The sequence below is a fragment of the Halomonas cerina genome (genome assembly GCF_014192215.1).
In the GTDB taxonomy this organism is placed as follows: domain Bacteria; phylum Pseudomonadota; class Gammaproteobacteria; order Pseudomonadales; family Halomonadaceae; genus Halomonas; species Halomonas cerina.
The window spans coordinates 73,170-91,837 of record NZ_JACHXP010000011.1; the positions used below are offsets into that span (position 1 = coordinate 73,170).

Consider the following 18,668-nt stretch of genomic DNA (forward strand, 5'->3'; position numbering starts at 1 on the left):
TCTGCTCGACCAAGGACGACACCATGACGCAAGACCAGCACTCGGCCGTGCCGGCCTCCATCTTCCGCGCCTACGATATTCGCGGCATCGTCGACGACACCCTCACCGAGGCCGGTGTCGAGGCCATCGGCCGCGCCATCGGCAGCGCGGCGCTCGCGCGTGGCGAAGCCACCGTGGTGGTGGCCCGGGACGGGCGCCTCTCCGGCCCGCGTCTGCTCGCCGCGCTGACCCGTGGCCTGACCAGGACCGGTTGCGACGTGGTCGATATCGGCATGGTCCCCACCCCGGTGCTCTACTTCGCCACCCACGCGCTGGAGGGCACCGCCTCCGGTGTCATGGTGACCGGCAGCCATAACCCGCCGGACTACAACGGCTTCAAGATCGTGCTGGGCGGCGAGACCCTCTCCGGTGAGGCCATCACCGCCCTGTGCCACCGGATCAAGGAGGGCGACCTGGCCGTGGGCGAGGGCCGCGTGCGTCAGGAGGATGTGCGCGACGCCTATCTCGCGCGCATCCTCGGCGACGTCGTGCTCAAGCGCCCGCTCAAGGCGGTGGTCGACTGCGGCAACGGCGTGGCCGGCGAGCTCGGCCCGGCGCTGGTCGAACGGCTTGGCGCCGAGACGATCCCGCTCTTTGCGGAGATCGACGGCACCTTCCCCCATCACCACCCGGATCCCGGCAAGCCCGAGAACCTCATGGACCTGATCCGCACCGTCCAAGAGACCGGTGCCGATATCGGCCTGGCCTTCGACGGTGACGGCGACCGCCTGGGCGTGATCACGCCCAAAGGCGAGCTGATCTATCCCGATCATCTGCTCATGGCCTTCGCCGAGGACATGCTCTCGCGCAACCCCGGCGCCCGGGTGATCTTCGACGTCAAATGCACCGGCAACCTGACTCGGGTGATCGAGGAAGCCGGCGGGACGCCGGAGATGTGGCGCACCGGGCACTCGCTGATCAAGGCCCGCATGAAGGAGACCGGCGCCCTGCTGGCCGGCGAGATGAGCGGCCACATCTTCTTCCAAGAGCGCTGGTACGGCTTCGACGACGGTCTCTACGGCGCCGCCCGCCTGCTGGAGATCCTGGCGAAGCAAGAGGTCGACGCCGACGCCTTCTTCGCCCGCTACCCCCAGGACATCGGCACCCCGGAGATCAACGTCACGGTCACCGACGAGACCAAGTTCGACCTGGTGGCGCGGCTGGCCCGGAAGGGGGACTTCGGCGAGGAGGGCATCAGGACCACCCTGGACGGCATCCGCGTCGACTACCCGGATGGCTGGGGCCTGTGCCGTGCGTCCAACACCACGCCGGTGCTGGTACTGCGCTTCGAGGGCAAGAGCGAGGCGGCGCTGGCGCGCATCCGCGCCCGCTTCACCGACGCCCTGGCTCAGGTGGCCCCGGAATTGAACGCGGCCCTCTAGCCGCCCGCACGCCAGAACCGCTCTCAAGAACCACAAGGGAACCCCAACATGACCGCACAGACCCGCGACCCACGCCTGGTGGTGGAGGTGCTCTCCGAGGCGCTGCCCTACATCCAGCGCTTCTCCGGCAAGACCGTGGTGGTGAAGTACGGTGGCAACGCCATGACCGAGGATACCCTGATCGACTCCTTCGCCCGCGACATGGTGTTGATGAAGGAGGTGGGCATCAATCCGGTGGTGGTCCACGGTGGGGGGCCGCAGATCGGCGAGCTGCTGGCCAAGCTCAAGATCGAGTCGCGCTTCGTCAACGGCATGCGGGTGACCGACGCCGAGACCATGGACGTGGTGGAGATGGTACTGGGCGGCCTGGTCAACAAGGGCATCGTCAACCTGATCAACCAGTGCGGCGGCAAGGCGATCGGCCTGACCGGCAAGGACGGCGCCCAGATCCGCGCCCGCCAGCTGAAGGTGGAGCACCAGAGTCCGGAGATGACCGCCCCAGAGATCATCGACATCGGCCACGTGGGCGAGGTGGAGCACGTCTCCACCGACCTCATCGAGATGCTCGCCGAGCGCGACTTCATCCCGGTAATCGCGCCCATCGGCGTCGATGCCGCCGGCCACAGCTACAACATCAACGCCGACCTGGTGGCCGGCAAGGTGGCCGAGGCCTTGGATGCCGAGAAGCTGATGCTGCTGACCAACGTCGCCGGCCTGATGAATGCCGAGGGCGAGGTGCTCACCGGGCTCACCACCGCCCAGGTGGACGCCTTGATCGCTGACGGCACCATCCATGGCGGCATGCTGCCCAAGATCCGCTGCGCCTTGGAGGCCGTGAAGGGTGGCGTCGCGAGCGCTCACATCATCGATGGCCGGGTACCCCACGCCACCCTGTTGGAGATCTTCACTAACGCCGGGGTCGGCACCCTGATCACCGACACGGTCCCCGTTCCGGAGGCCACTGCCGACTGACGCCGAGCGCCGAGCGCCGAGCGCCGAGCGCCGAGCGCCGAGCGCCGAGCGCCGAGCGCCGAGCGCCGAGCGCCGAGCGCCGAGCGCCGAGCGCCGAGCAGGATGATGCCGGCGACGGATCACAAGTCAACAAAAAACCCGCTGGGCTCGTCGCCCAACGGGTTTTATCTTCTGGCTCTACACCCGCCGCCCGTCACGGAGCAGCTTGGCGCTGCTCGAGGGCGTCAGGCCGCCAGGGCGCCGCCAATCTGCTGGCGGATCTTCTTCATGGCGTTCTTCTCAAGCTGACGGATGCGCTCGGCGGAGACCCCATAGACGTCGGCCAGCTCGTGCAAGGTCGCCTTGTTATCGCTGAGCCAGCGGCGCTTCAGGATGTCCCGGGAGCGCTCATCCAACTGCTCCAGCGCCTGCTGGAGACGCTGGGTGGCATCCTGTTCCCAGTCGCTGTCTTCGAGCTGCGTGGCTGGATCCAGGCTGGCATCGTCCAGGTAGTGCACCGGTGCCTGATAGGCGGATGACTCGTCATCGCTCGGCGATGCATCGAAGCCGGCGTCGTGGGCCGTGAGACGACCCTCCATCTCGCGCACCACTTCGGGCTTGACATCGAGGTCCTTGGCGATGGCATCGACCTCGTCGTTGTTCAGCCAGGCCAGGCGCTTCTTGGCGCTGCGCAGGTTGAAGAACAGCTTGCGCTGGGCCTTGGTGGTGGCGATCTTGACGATGCGCCAGTTGCGCAGCACGAACTCGTGGATCTCGGCCTTGATCCAGTGTACGGCGAAGGAGACCAGACGCACACCCTGGCGAGGGTCGAACCGCTTCACCGCCTTCATCAGGCCGACGTTGCCCTCCTGGATCAGGTCGGCCTGGGGCAGGCCATAGCCGGAGTAGCTCCGCGCGATATGCACCACGAACCGCAGGTGCGACATCACCAGGCGACGCGCCGCCTCGAGGTCATCCTCGTCATGCAGGCGAAAGGCCAGTTCACGCTCCTCGTCGGCGGTCAGCATGGGGATCCCGTTGACGGCCTGGATATAGCCGTTCAGATCGTGTCCCGGGGAAAGTTGCCCCACCGGCAGAAGACTGGTGCTCATGTGCAGGTTGTCTCCATCGAAGCCCAAGATTGGTGTTCGCGGACGCCGCATTGGACGTTTCGGCAGCGCTTTTGTTCCGTCAGCCTGGCAAAGGCCAGCCGGTTTCGCTAGCGGGGCCGGATGCCGGCCAGGTGACGACTCACCGTGATCCAGGCTCCCAGCCAGCCCAATAGTGTACTACAGGCGAGCAGGATTGCCGAGCCTTCCATCCCCAGGGCCGGCAGCCGGAAGTTCGCCCCGTAGCTCGCCGCCAGGGCGGTCACCGGTGCCGACAGCCAGTCACGCCCCAGGACCAGCAGGCCGCAGGCCAGCAGGCCACCGCCCAGACCGAACCAGGCCCCGCTGTACAGGAAGGGACGGCGCACGAAGGCATGGGTGGCGCCGATCAGGGTCACCACCTCGATCTCCTGGCGGCGATTCTCCACCGCCAGACGAATGGTGTTGCCCACCACCAGCAGCACGCCCAGGCCGAACAACACGCCCAGCGCCAGAATGACCCGTTGACCCAGCGCGGCCAGGTGGCGCAGGCGCTCGAGCCAGGCCAGGTCGAGGCGTACCTCATCGATACCGGCCAGCTCGCCGAGCCGCTCGGCCTGGGCGCGTACCACCTCCGGGGACGGGTCGCGAGGACGCACCACGATGCTGGCCGGCAACGGGTTCTCGTCGAGCCGGTGCAGGGCATCGGAGAGCCCCAGGGCCTGCTGGAACTCGGCCATGCCCTCGGCGGCGGTGACCAGGCGGGTGCCGGCCACCCCCGCCTCGGCCGCCACCGTCGCCTCGAGGCGTCGCGCCTCGTCCTCCCCGATCCCGTGCTCCAGGTACAGGGTCAGGGTGGCGCTCTGCTCGAGTTCGGCATCCAGCAGTCGGGCGCTGTCGAGAGTCAGCCAGAGGCCGGCCGGCAGGACCAGGGCGATGGCGATGGCCAGCATCGTCATCAGGCTGCCTAGAGGGTGCACCAGCAGGCGGCGGGCGCTGTCCAGGCACATGGCCCGATGATGGCGCAGCCAACCGCGCCAGCGACTGCCGGCCGTGGTGCGGTGGGTACGGGCCCCGCGCGCGGGGGCGGCGTCACGACTCATGCGGCCTCCTCGTCGGCCACCAGGCGTCCGTCGTGCAGGCGCAGGGTCCGGTGGCGAAGGCGGGTGATCAGCGCCAGGTCATGACTGGCGATCATCACCGTGGTGCCGATGCGGTGGAAGTCCTCGAACAGCGTCATGATGTCGGCGGAAAGCTGGGGGTCGAGGTTGCCGGTGGGCTCGTCGGCCAGCAGCAGCGCCGGCTTGTTCACGACTGCCCGGGCGATCCCCACCCGCTGCTGCTCGCCCCCGGAGAGCTCGATGGGCAGCGCCTTCTCGCGATGCAATAGGCCCACCTTGTCCAGCGCCGCCCGCACCCGGCGGGCCGCCTCACGGGGCTCGATGCCCTGGATCTCCAGCGGCAGGGCCACGTTGTGGAAGATCGAACGGTCGAAGAGCAGCTGGTGGTCCTGGAAGACCACGCCGATCTGGCGCCGGTAGAAGGGCACCTGCGTGGGGTGCAGCCGGTCGATATCGTGGCCGGCCACCAGCACCCGGCCGCGGGTCGGACGCTCCAGGCGCATGATCAGGCGCAGCAGCGAGCTCTTGCCCGCCCCGGAATGGCCAGTGAGAAAGACCATCTCGCCCCGACGCACCCGGAAGTCGAGGTTGGCCAGCGCCTCGAAGCGCCCTCCATAGCGCTTGCCGACGTGCTCGAAGGCGATCATGCCTCGGCGACGTCCCGATCGAACAGCGCCGAGACGAACTCGTCGGCCACGAAGGGGCGCAGGTCATCCAGGGACTCGCCGACCCCGATGAAGCGGATCGGAGTGCCCAGCTGCTTGGCCAGGGCGAAGATGATCCCGCCCTTGGCGGTGCCGTCGAGCTTGGTCAGGGTGATACCGGTGACCGGCACCGCCTCGTTGAAGGTGCTGGCCTGGGACAGGGCGTTCTGGCCGGTGCCGGCATCGAGCACCAGCATCACCTCGTGGGGCGCGGCGGCATCGAGTTTGCCCATCACCCGGTGGACCTTCTTGAGCTCTTCCATCAGGTGGGCCTTGTTGTGCAGTCGCCCGGCGGTGTCGGCGATCAGTACGTCGATGCCCCGGGCCTTGGCCGCGGAAAGCGCGTCGAAGACCACCGAGGCGCTGTCGGCGCCGGTGTGCTGGGCGATCACCGGCACGTCGTTGCGTTCGCCCCACACCTTGAGCTGCTCCACCGCCGCGGCGCGGAAGGTGTCCCCGGCGGCCAGCATCACGCTGTGCCCCTCGCGCTGGAAGCGCTGGGTGAGCTTGCCGATGGTGGTGGTCTTGCCCACGCCGTTGACCCCCACCACCAGGATCACGAAGGGCCCCTCGCCCTTGGGCGGTAGTACCAGGGGGCGGGTGACCGGCTCGAGCATCGCGGCGAGCTCTTCCTGCAGGGCCCGGTAGAGCGCTTGAGGGTCCTGGAGCTCCTTGCGCGACACCCGCTCGGTGAGCCGATCGATGATCTCGGTGGTGGCCTCGATGCCCACGTCCGCCATCAACAGCTGAGTCTCGAGTTCCTCCATCAGGTCGTCATCGATCTGCTTGCGCCCCATGAAGAGGTCGGCCAGGCCATCGGTCAGGCTGGCGCGGGTCTTCCCAAGCCCCGCCCTGATCCGCGCAAACCATCCCTTCTTCTCCTGGCGCGGCTTTTCCTGCAGGGGCGCCGATGTCGGCTCAGGCCCAGGAGCCGGCGGCGTCTCCGGTTCGGCCGGCGCAACATCCCCCGGGGCAGACGCTTCCACCTCGGCTCGCGCCCCTCCCAACGCCTCGGCGCGCAACGTGGCGTTCTCCTCTTCCTGGCTCAGCTCGTCGACTGTCTCGGTCCGCTCGAGTGCCTCGTCGGTGGCCGGCCCGGCCATGGCGACCTCATCGGGTCGCTGCTCCTCGGGAATCGCTGGCCGCGACGGGGCCGTTCCGGCCTCCGGCTCCGACGCGCTCGCGCCTTCGGGCGCCGGCTCCGACGCCTGCCGTGTCGCCGGCTCTGCCTGACGTTCCTGCTCTTCCTGCTTCTTCCTGCGCTTGAGAAAACCGAACATGGGGGGGATTCAACCTCGCGGTGAACGAATCGCTCCATCCTACCATCGCGCACCATGACTGTGGACACGACGCCCGCTACAATCGGCCGCCATGACCCGACGACGCCACCCTCGCCCCCCTCGCCGCCAGTCCGCCCCGCGCCGGGCCGCCGGCCGGCTACGCATCATCGGCGGTGAGCATCGCCGTCGCCAGCTGCCCGTGCTCGACCGCCCCGGCCTGCGCCCGACCCCGGACCGGGTCCGCGAGACGCTGTTCAACTGGCTGGGCGGGGCGCTCTCCGGCGCCCGGGTACTGGACCTGTTCGCCGGCACCGGGGCGCTGGGCCTCGAGGCCCTCTCCCGGGGGGCCCGAGCGGCTACCTTCGTGGAGCAGGACGCCCGAGTCGCCGACCAGCTCACGCGTAACCTGGCCACGCTGGGGATCCATGACGGCACGGTAGTCACCGGCGACGCCCGGGCCTTTCTGGCCGGCGTGCCCTCCCCGTTCACGCTGGCCTTCCTCGACCCGCCCTTCCGCCAGGGGCTCGCCGCGCCCTGCTGCGAGGCACTGGAGACCGGCTGGCTCACGGCCGAGGCCCTGATCTATCTGGAGACCGAGACGTCGCTGATGCCGGCGGTGCCGCCGACCTGGCAGCTCCATCGGGAGGTGCGGGCCGGCGACAGCACTGGCCGCCTCTATCAACGCCAGGCGAGCGCATCGCCGGACACCGACGCTTGCTGAGCCCCGGCGGCGGCGTTACGCTGCGCCCTCGTGGAATCTTCCCCCGGGCATCGCCCGATCCGCAGGATGTCGTCAGGAGAACAGGATGAGCACCGAACTCTTCAACCAGCTCGAGCAGAAAGTGACCAGCGCCGTCGAGGCCCTGGAGCTGGCGAGGATGGAAGCCGAAGAGCTGCGCGAGGAAAACGCCCGCCTCAAGCAGGAGCGCGAGGAGTGGGAGCGTCGTCTCGAAGCCCTGCTGGGCAAGTTCGATGAGGTGGATGCCGCGGCTCAGCAGGCCTGAGATCGCCTCAGAGGCGCCGTGACATCAGCACGGCGTCCTCTCTTTCCTCTCCCCTTCTTCCCTCTGCCCTTCCCTCACCGGGCCACGGTGGATAGTAACCGCGGCGCCGACCATCCTCGTGCCAGCCGGCACGACGGTAGAGGGTGAGGGCCGCCACATTGCCGGCCCTGACCTCCAGCAGCAGCCGCTCGCCTCCCCATGCCCGAGCCTGCTCGATCACGGCCTCCAGCAGGCGATGCGCCAGCCCGCGCCGGCGCCAGCCCGGCGACACGGCGATGCTTTCCAGCTCGGCATCGAAGGGCTGGCGCGCCACCACGGCCTGGCCGACCAACCGTCCCTCGACCTCTATCCCCAGCACCACCCGCCGGGCATCGGCCAGCACCTCAGCCAGCTGTCTCCGCGACCCGGGCTGGGCCTGGCTCGCCTGTTCCAGCGCGTCCAGGATCGCGAGGTCGGCGGGCCCCAGGGAGCGCAATCGCGGGTCAGGCATCGCCCGAGGCCCCCTGCCAGGCCTCTCGCCAACCGGCCAGGCGTGGCCAGAGCGCGCGCTTGGCCGCGGCACTGGTGGCCAGCTTGTCCAAGGCTGGGCCCTCCCAGACCGGCAGGTCCAGAAGCGGACAGTACCCACCCTCGCACGCCAACAGCGTGGTCAAGGTGGTGTCATGACCGAAGATCAGCAGACGTTCGGGAGCCCAACCCCGACGGCGGCAACCGGCGAGGAAGGCCTGCAGCCCCTCTCGGGCCTCTTCCAGCGGGGCCTGCACCGGCAGCCCCTCCACCTGGGGCCAGCGGAAGGTCTCGAAGCCTGGGGCCTGCTCGGGCATTACACCGGCAGCCCGCAACACATTGATCAGCAGATGTTGCTCGGTGGCCGGCAGCGGTCGCGGTTGGGGCAGGACCACCAGCCAGCGGCCGTCGAAGCAACCGACCTGCAGGGTAAAGCGCAGCGCTTCACCCGACGGCTCGCCGGCCGAGTCGACGGAGGACACTTGGGGACTCGCCGCCTCGGCACTCGTCAGGGCGACCTCGCCGAGCAGGGCCCGTGCCTTGCCACGCACGGCGCCCGATCGCGCCGCGGGGGGCTCCATCGGCGGCGTCTCGTCGGGCGGCATCGCCGCCGTGTCACGGGCTCGGGCGGCCTCGTCGAGCAGCGCATGCAGCCGCTCGCCAGGCGCGCGTGGCGTCGCCTTCGGTGGGGAGACCCACTCGCAGGCCTCGCTGGGTCGGGCGTTGGGCAACCGAAAGCGCGCCACCCAGGCCGTCAGGCCCATGGCCTCCAGATACTGGAGCCGCTGGGGCTCGGTGGTCACGACCCGCTGCCGCCCCGGCAGTCGGGAGAATCGGGGCGGGTCCCGCCCCGGGCCTCCCACTCCGCGGGCGTGTAGGGATGCAGCGCCAGGGCATGCACCGGCCCGTCCAGCTCATCGGCCAGCAGGGCATAGATCTGCTGGTGACGCTTGACCGGCATGATCCCCTCGAAGCGAGGCGAGACCAGGGTCACCTTGAAGTGAGTCTCGCTGTTGGCGGGCACGTTGTGGCGGTGGCTCTCGTTCTCCACCGACAGCAAGGTGGGCTCGAGGGCCTGAAGCTTGTCTTCGATGATGGCCTGGATGCTCATGGCGGCGTCCCGGTGGGTGAATGATGGCCCCATTGTACTCGCTCAGTCGGAGCGCGACGACGCCCCTGGCAGCGCGGCACACATCGCCTCGCGACGAGCGCGGCCGGCCAGGGGAACGCGCGCCAGGCTGGCCAGCAGCGAGAGGCCGGTGGTCAGGACGCCCACCCACAGGGTCGCCTGTACCGAGGTGCCGGCGGCCAGGAAGGCGCCGACCAGCGCCACGCCCAGTGACTGCCCTACGGTGCGAATGGTGCTCATCACCCCCGAGGCATTGGCGCTACGCGCCGGGGGCACACTGGTCATCATTTCCCGGTTGTTGGGCGGCTGGAAGAGCCCGAAGCCGAGCCCGCACAGCGCCGTGCGCCACAGGCAGTCGGCGACGCTTGCCGTGGCATCGAGCAGGGCCAGCGAGGCCAGCCCCAGCAGCAGCAGGCCCAGGCCGGCGCTGGAGAGCAGGCTGGGATTGAGGCGGTCGGCCAGGCGCCCGGCCAGCGGCCCTACCACCATGATCGTCAACGGCCAGGGGGTGAAGAGCCAGGCGGTCTCGAGCGGCGAGAAGGCCATCTCCTGCTGGTAGAGGAAGGAGAGAGCCACGAAGGTCAGTCCCTGGCCGACGAAGGCTAGCCCCGAGGCCGACACCGCCAAGCTGAAGCGGCGTTGCGCGAACAGGCTGAGCGGCAGCAGCGGATGGCTGGCTCGCCGCTGCCGTCTCAGGAAGAGGTGGCCGGCCATCAGCCCGCACGCGCCCCAGGCCAGGGGCTGCCAGGACGGCGCCCCATGGCCGATCCCGTCCATGGCCAGGAAGAGGCCGCCGAGCATGGCCACGGAACACAGCGCCCCGCGCCAATCGAACCCCCCGCCACGCCCCGCCTCACGAGGCAGCACCCGCCAGGCCAGCACCGCGGCACACAGCCCCAGCGGCACGTGCAGCGCGAACAGCCACGGCCAGCGCGCCACCGAGAGCACCAGGCCGCCGATGGCCGGCCCCGCAGCATAACCGCCGGCCACCACCAGGGCACTGAGACCCAGGGCACTGCCCAGCAGCCGCGAGGGAAAGATGGTGCGATAGAGCGAGGGCCCGATCGACAGGGTGGCCGCGGCGCCCAGCCCCTGCAGGGCCCGGAAGACCAGCAGGGACTCGAGGCTGGACGACAGGGCGCTGCCCAGCGAGGCCAGGGTGAACAGCGCCACCCCGGCGGCATAGAGCCGCCGGCGGCTGACCAGCTCGCTGAGGGCGGCAAACACCAGCAGGAAGGCGGCACAGACCACTTGGAAGAGGTTGGTCACCCAGACGACTCGGGAGGCGGACACCCCCAGGTCGGCGGCGATAGACGGCAGCGCGATATTGATCATGGTGGCATCCACCACCGACATCAGGGTGCCGAGGATCAGCGCCAGCACCGCCAGGCGCCGCTCCGGTCCCGGCAGGCCATCGTCGCCGGGGCGCGTCTCGAAGAGTCGACTCATCCTGTTGCCATCACTGCGGGATCCATCATGCAGAAACCGGCCGCAGCCGGTTTCTCGGGGTCACTACCGGCCGGGGCTCAGTCCTGGTCGGTTTCCAGGAGAAGGCTGTCATCCACCTCGGAAATTTCCAGCGCCGCCTCGTCGTCGAGGTCGATGGCCAGGTAGCTGTGCTCGAGCCTCAGGAAACGCTGGAACAACGCCCAGTCGAGGGTCTCGGGCCACTGCCGCTCGTCCTCCTCCCAGGCGCGCAGCTCGGTCTCGAGGATCTCGAGGTAGCGCTCGCGCACGAAGGCCTGCATGGCCTCGGGGGTGTCCATTTCCGGGATCAGGTAGACGGTACTTTCGCGTTCGACGTCGGACAGGTCCAAGTCATCGTCCCCGACCGTCGGTTCCAGCGCATTGATCCAGTCGACGAAGTGCTGGGTCGGCCTGACGCTCAGGGCGGAGCGGTTGAGCAGTTTCATCACGGTCTCCTCGACGTCGAAACGCTGCCATTATGATCGCTCGGGGCACCCCTTACCAATTATTCCACCGCCTCGGGGCGCATCGCCGGGAACAGCAGCACATCGCGGATAGAGGCGCTGTCGGTCAGCAGCATCACCAGCCGGTCGATACCGATGCCCTCGCCGGCGGTCGGCGGCAGGCCGTGCTCCAGGGCCCGAATGTAGTCGGCGTCGTAGTACATGGCCTCCAGGTCGCCGGCGTCCTTCTCGGCCACCTGGGCGGCGAAACGCTCGGCCTGATCCTCGGCGTCGTTGAGCTCGGAGAAGCCGTTGGCGATCTCGCGGCCGCCGACGAAGAACTCGAAGCGCTCGGTGACGAAGGGGTCCCCGTCCTTGCGCCGGGCCAGCGGGCTGACCTCGGTAGGATACTCGGTGATGAAGGTCGGCGCCTGCAGGCGATGCTCCACGGTCTTCTCGAAGATCTCGATCTGCACCTTGCCGAGTCCCCAGCCGTCCTTGACCTCGATATCCAGGCGCTCGGCGATCTGCCGGGCGGCGGTCTCGTCGGCCAGCGCCTCGGCCCGGATGTCGGGGTTATATTCGAGGATGGCGTCGAAGACGCTGATCCGGCGCAGCGGCTGGCCGAAGTCGTACTCAAAGGTCTCCAGCACCTCGCCCTCGGCATTGCGCACCGTATTGACCACCGTGGTGGTGCCCAGTACTTCCTGGGTGACGGCACGCAGCATCGCCTCGGTGAGGTCCATCAGGTCCTGGTAGTCCGCGTAGGCCTGATAGTACTCGATCATGGTGAACTCGGGATTATGCCGGGTGGACAGCCCCTCGTTGCGGAAGTTGCGGTTGATCTCGAAGACCTTCTCGAAGCCGCCCACCACCAGGCGCTTGAGGTAGAGCTCCGGGGCGATGCGCAGGTACATGTCGATATCCAGCGCATTGTGATGGGTGATGAAGGGCCGCGCCGTGGCCCCGCCGGGAATCGGCTGCAGCATCGGCGTCTCGACTTCCATGAAGCCGCGGGCCTCGAAGAAGCGGCGCATGGCGCTGATCACCCCGGCGCGGGTTTCGAAGACCCGGCGCGAGTCGGGGTTCATGATCAGGTCCACGTAGCGCTGGCGGTAGCGGGCTTCCAGGTCGGTCAGGCCATGGAACTTGTCGGGTAGCGGGCGCAGGCTCTTGGTCAGCAGCCGGGCCTCCTCCATCATCACGTAGAGATCGCCCTTGCCGGACTTGTGCACCGGGCCGCGGCCGGCGACGATATCGCCGATGTCCCAGCCCTTGATGTCCTCGAGCACCTCACCCGGCAGCCCCTTCTTGTCGACATACAGCTGAATCTGGCCAGAGGCGTCCTGGATGACGATGAAGGGGCCGCGCTTGCGCATGATGCGCCCGGCCACGGCGGCCGGGCGACCCAGGGCCTCGAGCTCGGCCTTGTCCCTGTCGCCGAGTTCGGCGACGAGCTCGGCGGCCAGGCTGTCGCGGCGGAAGTCGTTGGGGAAGGCACTGTCACCGCCGCCAGCGGCGCGCTCGCGACGCGCGGCCAGCTTGGACCGGCGCTCCGCGATCAGCCGGTTCTCGTCCTGGGAAGTGTCCTGGTTGGCCATGTCGTTACCTGTAAAGAATGGGCTACGGGCCACGGGCGACGGGCGACGGGCGACGGGCGCGAGCAGGCGTCCCCGCTCGCGGCCCGTAGCGCGAAGCCCGTGGCTACAATCCTTGCTTGAGGCTGGCGATAATGAACGGGTCCAGGTCGCCGTCGAGCACCTTGTCGCAGCTGCTCGACTGCACGCCGGTCCGCAGGTCCTTGATGCGCTGGTCGTCGAGCACGTAGGAGCGGATCTGGCTGCCCCAGCCGATATCGGCCTTGGCGTCCTCGGCCTCCTGCTTGGCGGCGTTGCGCTTCTGCATCTCGTGCTCCCACAGCTTCGCCTTGAGCTGCTTCATGGCGAAGTCGCGGTTGGCATGCTGGCTGCGCTGGCTCTGACAAGCCACCACGATGCCGGTAGGCTCGTGGGTGATACGCACGGCCGAGTCGGTGGTGTTGACGTGCTGCCCACCGGCGCCGCTGGAGCGGTAGGTATCGACGCGCAGGTCCGAGGGGTTGATCTCGACCTCGAAGCTGTCGTCGATCTCCGGGGACAGGAACACCGAGGCGAAGGAGGTGTGGCGGCGACCGCCGGAGTCGAAGGGGCTCTTGCGCACCAGGCGGTGCACGCCGGTCTCGGTGCGCAGCCAGCCGAAGGCGTAATCGCCCTGGACATGCACGGAGGCCGACTTGATGCCCGCCACCTCGCCGGCCGAGACCTCGATGATCTCGGCCTTGAAACCATGGTGCTCGGCCCAGCGCAGGTACATGCGCAACAGCATGTTGGCCCAGTCCTGGGCCTCGGTGCCGCCGGAGCCTGCCTGGATGTCCAGATAGGCGTTGTTCTCGTCCATCTCGCCGGAGAACATGCGCCGGAACTCGAGTCTCTCAAGGCTCGCCTGCAGCCCTTCGAGTTCACGATGGACCTCCTCGACGGTGCCCGCGTCCTCCTCCATCTCGGCCAGCTCCAGCAGGTCGCGGCTGTCGCCCAGCCCCTGCTCGAGCTCGTCGATAGTGGCCACGACCTGCTCTAGGGAGGCACGCTCGCGACCGAGCTGCTGGGCATGCTCAGGGTCGCTCCAGACGTCCGGGTCCTCCAGCTCGCGGGTGACTTCCTCTAGCCGATCCTTGCGTTCGGCATAGTCAAAGATACCCCCTCAGGACGTCTGTCCGCTCAGACAGGTCCTTGATGAGGTGGTGGATGGGGTTGGTTTCCAGCATGGCATTCGCCTGAATCTGCAGTGGCAAGACGGCCGCCGCGACGAGGGCATCGCGACCCAGTCCACGGCGGCACGGAAAAGGCGACCATTGTAGCCAAAGCCGCGGCGACTCGCATCCACCTCTCGCCCACCGGGTGACTCAGAAGCGATAGTCCACCGAGAGGGCGAACACATCTGCCGCGACCTCATAGTCACCGGACAGGCTACCGCGGCGGGCGTTCTCATTGGTCGGCGTGGCGTCCTGATCGATCTCGACATCGTCGCCGAAGACCCGTAGATAGCCCGCGGTCACGCCCAGGTGGGCATTGGGCATCCAGGTAGCCCCCAAGGCTGCCCAGCGACGGTCGGCATCCGGCACCCGTGGCGTGCGAAACTCGGCGCTGGGCACCGGGGTCTCGTCGACCCCCAGCCCGGCACGCAGCAGCCACTGACGATTCACCGCATAGCTGGCTCCCACCGAGATGGCCCAGGTGTTGTCCCAGTTCTCGGTGGTCCGGCTCTCGGTGCCGTCATCGAACTCGACGACCAGCTCGTCGAAGTGGCTCCACTCGGTCCATTCGGCATTGGCCATCAGCGCCAGGCGGTCGCTCAGCTGGTGATAGACCCCCAGGTTCAGGTTGGCCGGGATGGTCAGATCCGCCTTGCCACCGCCGTCACGCAGCTGCCCTCCGGCCTGGGCACCGGCCAGCACCTGCTGGCCGACGGCATTATCCGCGCTGAAGTCGACCTCGCCCTCCAGGGTCAGGTCGATCTTCGAGCGATAGCCGAGCCCCAGGCGAGTGCGCTCGGTGGCCTGGAACAGGACGCCCAGGGTATAGCCATAGCCCCAGTCATCGCCGGTGACCTCCGCCTTGCCGTCGGCATTGCCGATGGCGCTGGGCGGCAGCTGGCCGGCGCCGGCTCCCAGGGCACCGAGATCCACCGCATTGGAGAGGGTGGCATCGGCATACTGGGCGCGCAGGCCGACGGCCAGGTTGAGCCGATCGGTGGCCCGATAGTTGAGGGTCGGCTGGAGCTCAAGGACCTCGAGCTCGGTCTCGATGGCATGGTAGCGGCCGATCCAGTCCGCGTCGTATTCGGTGGAGAGGCCATAGGGCGCATGGATCGCCAGGCCCAGGTCCAGCGCGTCGCCGAGCCGGGTCTTGGCGGCAAGGCTCGGCACCCAGGCCGACTCGCCGCCCTCCCCCGAGGCCGAGGAGCCATAGGACACCGCCCCCATCGGCGTCACCGCGGCGGCCCGGCCATCGTGTAGTTTGAAGGTGGCATCGAGATAGGCGAGGCCAGCCATCGCCTGGGTCCCGTCGAGCTGGCCGATGGCCGCCGGGTTATAGGTCATGAAACCGGCATCCTCGGCAGCAGCGGCGGCACCGGCCCAGGCATTGCCCAGCGCCCTGGCGCTCTGCTCGCGGATCTGGTAGCCGGAGCCCCAGGCCTGGCTGACGATCAGGGTGGTCGAGGCGATGAGCATGGCGACTGGAAGCCTGCTGAACGTGTTATCCATATTGCCCCCCTTTGAAACCTGAGAATCCTCACTCTCTGGCAGTATGGCCGATTGATGCCTGGCCGTGTTATCGAGCTGGCCAAGGGCATGGCTTCCGTTCGCCCTGCTTGACCCTTGTGTTACCCAAGGGTTTTATATTGGAAAAACTTCCCTTAAACGAGAGGCTGCGATGAAGGTCAGCGAGCTGGCCCGCCGGGCCGGCGTCACCGCCGAGACGGTACGCCACTACATTCGCGAGAGGCTGTTGCACCCGGAGCGCCACCCGAACAACGGCTACCAACTCTTCGACCAGGGCGATCTAGAGCGACTGCGTTTCATCCAGCGGGCCCGCACCCTGGGCTTCGGTATCGCCGAGATTCGCGACATCCTCGATCATGCCGACCACGGCGACTCGCCCTGCCCCTTGGTGCGCGATTTGCTGGCCAGTCGCCTGCCGCTGATCCGGGCGCGCATCGAGGAGCTCCAGGCCCTGGCCAGCCGCATGGAGCAGGCCCTGGACGCCTGGGCGCAGATGCCGGACGGCACCCCGGACGGCCATAGCCTGTGCCAGTTGATCGAGAGCTTTCCCGAACCGCTGCGCGGTGATGACCATCGCTCCGCCAAGGAGATGTCATGAATGCGACACTCGAGCGCCGCGTGCCCGGCATGAACTGCCAGGGATGCGTGAAGCGCATGCGCGAGGCGATCCAGGCCAAGGATCCAGCCGCCGAGGTGATCGGAGAGCCCGGCGAGAAGCGCCTCAGCGTGACCACCCGCCTGGATGACGAAACGCTGGACCGGCTGCTGGTGGATGCCGGCTATCCGCCGAGGAAGGCGGCAGGGGTACCAGCCGATGGCGCCGAGGAGAGCACCGACGAACCTCCCTCCGAGGCCCCGACCGAGGCAAAGGCACAGGAAACATCGGACGGGCGCACCACCACCCAGCGGCTCTCCATCGGCGGCATGACCTGTGCCGGCTGCGTGAAGAGCGTTCAGCGGGCGCTGGAGCACACGCCTGGCGTGGCCTCGGCCACGGTCAACTTCGGCACCCACACCGCCCAGGTACGCGGCCGCGCCACCGAGGACGACCTGATTCGGGCCGTGGAGGCGGTGGGCTATGGCGCTGAGCCGATCCACGACCTGCGCCAGGCCGAGCAGGCCCGCGCCGAGCGGGACGAGCGGGAGTACCGCCGCCGCCTGAAGGGGAGCGCCTGGTCGCTGGCCCTGGCCGTACCGCTGATGGCCAGCATGTTCGTCTACCATCCCCACCCGGTGGGCGGGGGTCGGCTCTACTGGCTGGTGGTGGGGCTGCTGACCCTGGCGGTCATGGTGTTCCCGGGCCGCCATTTCTTTGTCAATGCCTGGAAGAACTTCCGGCACCACCAGGCCAACATGGACACCCTGATCGCCATGGGCACCGGCACTGCCTGGGCTTACTCCATGGCGGTGGTGGCCTTCGGGCCCTGGCTGCCCGAGGTGGCCCGGGGCATCTACTTCGAGGCCTCGGCGATGGTCATCGGCCTGGTACTGTTGGGCAATGCCCTGGAGCTGCGGGCGCGGGGCCGAACCAGCGAGGCTCTCAAGCGCCTGCTCGACCTGCAGAGCCGCACCGCGCGGGTAATCCGCGATGGCGAGGAATGCGAGGTGGACATTGACGCGGTGCGCGAGGGCGACCCGCTCCGTGTGCGCCCCGGCGAGCGCCTGCCGGTGGATGGCGTGGTGATCGAGGGGGCGAGCCATATCGACGAATCGATGCTCACCGGTGAGCCCCTGCCGGTGGCCAAGCGCGAAGGAGACGAAGTCAGCGCCGGCACCGTCAACGGCAAGGGCGGCTTCGTCTACCGCGCCTCCCGGGTGGGGGCGAACACGCGACTCGGACAGATCACCGAGCAGGTGGCCCGCGCCCAGGCCTCGCGCCCGCCCATCGGGGCGCTGGCCGACCAGGTGTCGAGCGTCTTCGTGCCCGCGGTGATGATCATCGCCGTGATCACCGCGCTCGCCTGGTTCAACGTTGGCACCGAGCCGCGGGTGATCCATATGCTGGTCACCGCCACCACGGTGCTGATCATCGCTTGTCCCTGCGCCTTGGGCCTGGCCACGCCGATCTCCACCATGGTTGGGGTCGGCAAGGCCGCCGAACACGGCGTGCTGGTGAGAAGCGGCGAGGCCCTGCAGACCGCCAGCCGCCTCACCACCCTGGTGGTGGACAAGACCGGCACCCTCACCGAGGGCAGGCCGAGGGTGACGGAGGCCGAGGTCCTCACCGGCGACGAACAGGACGTGCTGTCCCTGGTGGCGGCTCTCGAGCGTGGCTCCGAGCATCCCCTGGCCGCGGCGCTGATGGCCCATGCCGAGGCACGTGAGGTCGCCCCCGCCGGGATCACGGGCTTCGACACCATCACCGGTGGCGGCGTCAAGGCGACCACCGCCGACGGTCGCCCGCTGCTGCTGGGCAATGCCCGCCTGCTGGAGGAGGCCGGGGTCGACCTGGCCCGCGGCCGCGACATCGCCGCCGACCTGGAGGAAAAGGCACGCAGCGTGGTATATCTCGCCGTGGACGGCCGGCTGGCCGCGGTCTTCGGCATCAGTGACCCCTTGCGTCACGACACACGCGAAGCCGTGAGGCGTCTACAGGCCGATGGTCTGAAGGTCGTGATGCTCACCGGCGACAATGCGCACACCGCGGCGGCCATCGCCCGGGAAGTGGGCATCGATGACTTCCGCGCCGGCCTGCTGCCCGAGGACAAGCACGCCGAGATCGAGCGTCTGCAGGCCGAGGGCGAGGTCGTGGGCATGGTCGGCGACGGCATCAATGACGCGCCGGCGCTGGCCCGAGCGGAGGTGGGCTTCGCTATCGGCCAGGGCACCGACGTGGCCATCGAGAGCGCCGGCATCACCCTGATGCGCGGCTCGCTGCATGGCATCGCGGATGCCATCGAGATCAGCCGGGCCACGCTTGCCAACATCAAGCAGAACCTGGTCGGCGCCTTCGGCTACAATGTGCTGGGTATCCCCATCGCCGCCGGGGTGCTCTACCCGGTCACCGGCACCCTGCTCTCGCCGATGATCGCCGGCGCGGCCATGTCGCTGTCCTCGATCACCGTGGTCAGCAATGCCAGCCGCCTGCGGCTGTTCAGGACTCGCGGCGATCGCGATGCGAAGCCGCACCCCCAGCCCCCCCGGGAAACGCAGGAGGCCCTGTCATGAGTTGGCTCGTCAATCTCGCTGGCCTGGCATTGATCGCCCTGATCGCCTGGTGGTTCTGGGGGGC

The 18,668-nt window shown here is 68.5% G+C and carries 18 protein-coding genes; 6 read left to right on the top strand and 12 right to left on the bottom strand.

What is annotated here, in order from left to right; all coding sequences use genetic code 11:
* Positions 1-23: 23 nt before the first annotated feature.
* On the top strand, positions 24-1,421 hold the full coding sequence (locus FHR94_RS11950; RefSeq protein WP_183325953.1) for a phosphomannomutase/phosphoglucomutase: 1,398 nt from the start codon (positions 24-26) through the stop codon (positions 1,419-1,421).
* 48 nt (positions 1,422-1,469) lie between these two features.
* A complete protein-coding gene (argB, locus tag FHR94_RS11955) occupies positions 1,470-2,393 on the top strand; it encodes an acetylglutamate kinase (protein ID WP_183325954.1) in 924 nt (307 codons plus the stop codon).
* Between the two features lie 224 nt (positions 2,394-2,617).
* Here argB and rpoH read toward each other — a convergent pair whose 3' ends face one another.
* From rpoH to ftsY, 4 genes are all read right to left on the bottom strand, one after another.
* Positions 2,618-3,484, bottom strand: coding sequence for an RNA polymerase sigma factor RpoH (rpoH, locus tag FHR94_RS11960; protein ID WP_183325955.1), 867 nt, complete (start codon positions 3,482-3,484; stop codon positions 2,618-2,620).
* A gap of 107 nt (positions 3,485-3,591) precedes the next feature.
* Positions 3,592-4,563, bottom strand: a complete 972-nt coding sequence (ftsX, locus tag FHR94_RS11965; protein ID WP_183325956.1) for a permease-like cell division protein FtsX — start codon at positions 4,561-4,563, stop codon at positions 3,592-3,594.
* The gene (gene ftsE, locus FHR94_RS11970; RefSeq protein WP_183325957.1) at positions 4,560-5,228 is read right to left on the bottom strand and encodes a cell division ATP-binding protein FtsE; all 669 of its coding nucleotides are present in this window, start codon (positions 5,226-5,228) and stop codon (positions 4,560-4,562) included. The genes ftsX and ftsE overlap by 4 nt, the downstream gene beginning before the upstream one ends.
* Positions 5,225-6,565, bottom strand: a complete 1,341-nt coding sequence (gene ftsY / locus FHR94_RS11975) for a signal recognition particle-docking protein FtsY (protein WP_183325958.1) — start codon at positions 6,563-6,565, stop codon at positions 5,225-5,227. Before ftsY ends, ftsE begins: the two co-directional genes overlap by 4 nt.
* A 91-nt stretch (positions 6,566-6,656) precedes the next feature.
* On the opposite strand from ftsY, the gene rsmD reads away from it, so the two are divergent.
* Positions 6,657-7,286: a 16S rRNA (guanine(966)-N(2))-methyltransferase RsmD gene (gene rsmD / locus FHR94_RS11980; protein ID WP_183325959.1), complete on the top strand. Its 630-nt coding sequence runs from the start codon at positions 6,657-6,659 to the stop codon at positions 7,284-7,286.
* 85 nt (positions 7,287-7,371) lie between these two features.
* Positions 7,372-7,569, top strand: a complete 198-nt coding sequence (gene zapB, locus FHR94_RS11985; RefSeq protein WP_183325960.1) for a cell division protein ZapB — start codon at positions 7,372-7,374, stop codon at positions 7,567-7,569.
* Between the two features lie 7 nt (positions 7,570-7,576).
* On the opposite strand, the gene FHR94_RS11990 is transcribed toward zapB, so the two are convergent.
* The 8 genes from FHR94_RS11990 to FHR94_RS12025 all read right to left on the bottom strand — a co-directional run bounded on the left by FHR94_RS11990 (position 7,577) and on the right by FHR94_RS12025 (position 15,418).
* Positions 7,577-8,059, bottom strand: coding sequence for a GNAT family N-acetyltransferase (locus FHR94_RS11990; protein WP_183325961.1), 483 nt, complete (start codon positions 8,057-8,059; stop codon positions 7,577-7,579).
* Positions 8,052-8,879, bottom strand: coding sequence for a hypothetical protein (locus FHR94_RS11995; RefSeq protein WP_183325962.1), 828 nt, complete (start codon positions 8,877-8,879; stop codon positions 8,052-8,054). Before FHR94_RS11995 ends, FHR94_RS11990 begins: the two co-directional genes overlap by 8 nt.
* Positions 8,876-9,187 carry a BolA family protein gene (locus FHR94_RS12000; RefSeq protein ID WP_183325963.1) on the bottom strand — a complete coding sequence of 104 codons (312 nt, stop codon included), beginning with the start codon at positions 9,185-9,187 and terminating at the stop codon, positions 8,876-8,878. Before FHR94_RS12000 ends, FHR94_RS11995 begins: the two co-directional genes overlap by 4 nt.
* Before the next feature lie 42 nt (positions 9,188-9,229).
* On the bottom strand, positions 9,230-10,654 hold the full coding sequence (locus tag FHR94_RS12005) for an MFS transporter (protein WP_183325964.1): 1,425 nt from the start codon (positions 10,652-10,654) through the stop codon (positions 9,230-9,232).
* A gap of 77 nt (positions 10,655-10,731) precedes the next feature.
* Positions 10,732-11,118, bottom strand: a complete 387-nt coding sequence (locus FHR94_RS12010; RefSeq protein WP_183325965.1) for a hypothetical protein — start codon at positions 11,116-11,118, stop codon at positions 10,732-10,734.
* A gap of 59 nt (positions 11,119-11,177) precedes the next feature.
* Positions 11,178-12,716 carry a lysine--tRNA ligase gene (lysS, locus tag FHR94_RS12015; protein WP_183325966.1) on the bottom strand — a complete coding sequence of 513 codons (1,539 nt, stop codon included), beginning with the start codon at positions 12,714-12,716 and terminating at the stop codon, positions 11,178-11,180.
* A gap of 103 nt (positions 12,717-12,819) precedes the next feature.
* A protein-coding gene (prfB, locus tag FHR94_RS12020; protein WP_183325967.1) for a peptide chain release factor 2 occupies positions 12,820-13,918 on the bottom strand; the annotation gives its coding sequence in 2 pieces (ribosomal slippage) (positions 12,820-13,842 and positions 13,844-13,918; 1,098 coding nt in all).
* A gap of 138 nt (positions 13,919-14,056) precedes the next feature.
* Entirely contained in the window at positions 14,057-15,418 is a 1,362-nt protein-coding gene (locus tag FHR94_RS12025; RefSeq protein ID WP_183325968.1) for an OmpP1/FadL family transporter, read from the bottom strand.
* Positions 15,419-15,587: 169 nt separating this feature from the next.
* Here FHR94_RS12025 and FHR94_RS12030 point away from each other — a divergent pair, with 169 nt between their 5' ends.
* Together FHR94_RS12030 and FHR94_RS12035 are read left to right on the top strand one after the other, a co-directional pair.
* Positions 15,588-16,034 (top strand): MerR family transcriptional regulator, encoded by a 447-nt coding sequence (locus FHR94_RS12030; RefSeq protein WP_183325969.1) that lies wholly within the window; start codon positions 15,588-15,590, stop codon positions 16,032-16,034.
* A complete protein-coding gene (locus FHR94_RS12035; protein ID WP_183325970.1) occupies positions 16,031-18,604 on the top strand; it encodes a heavy metal translocating P-type ATPase in 2,574 nt (857 codons plus the stop codon). The genes FHR94_RS12030 and FHR94_RS12035 overlap by 4 nt, the downstream gene beginning before the upstream one ends.
* Positions 18,605-18,668 lie beyond the last annotated feature (64 nt).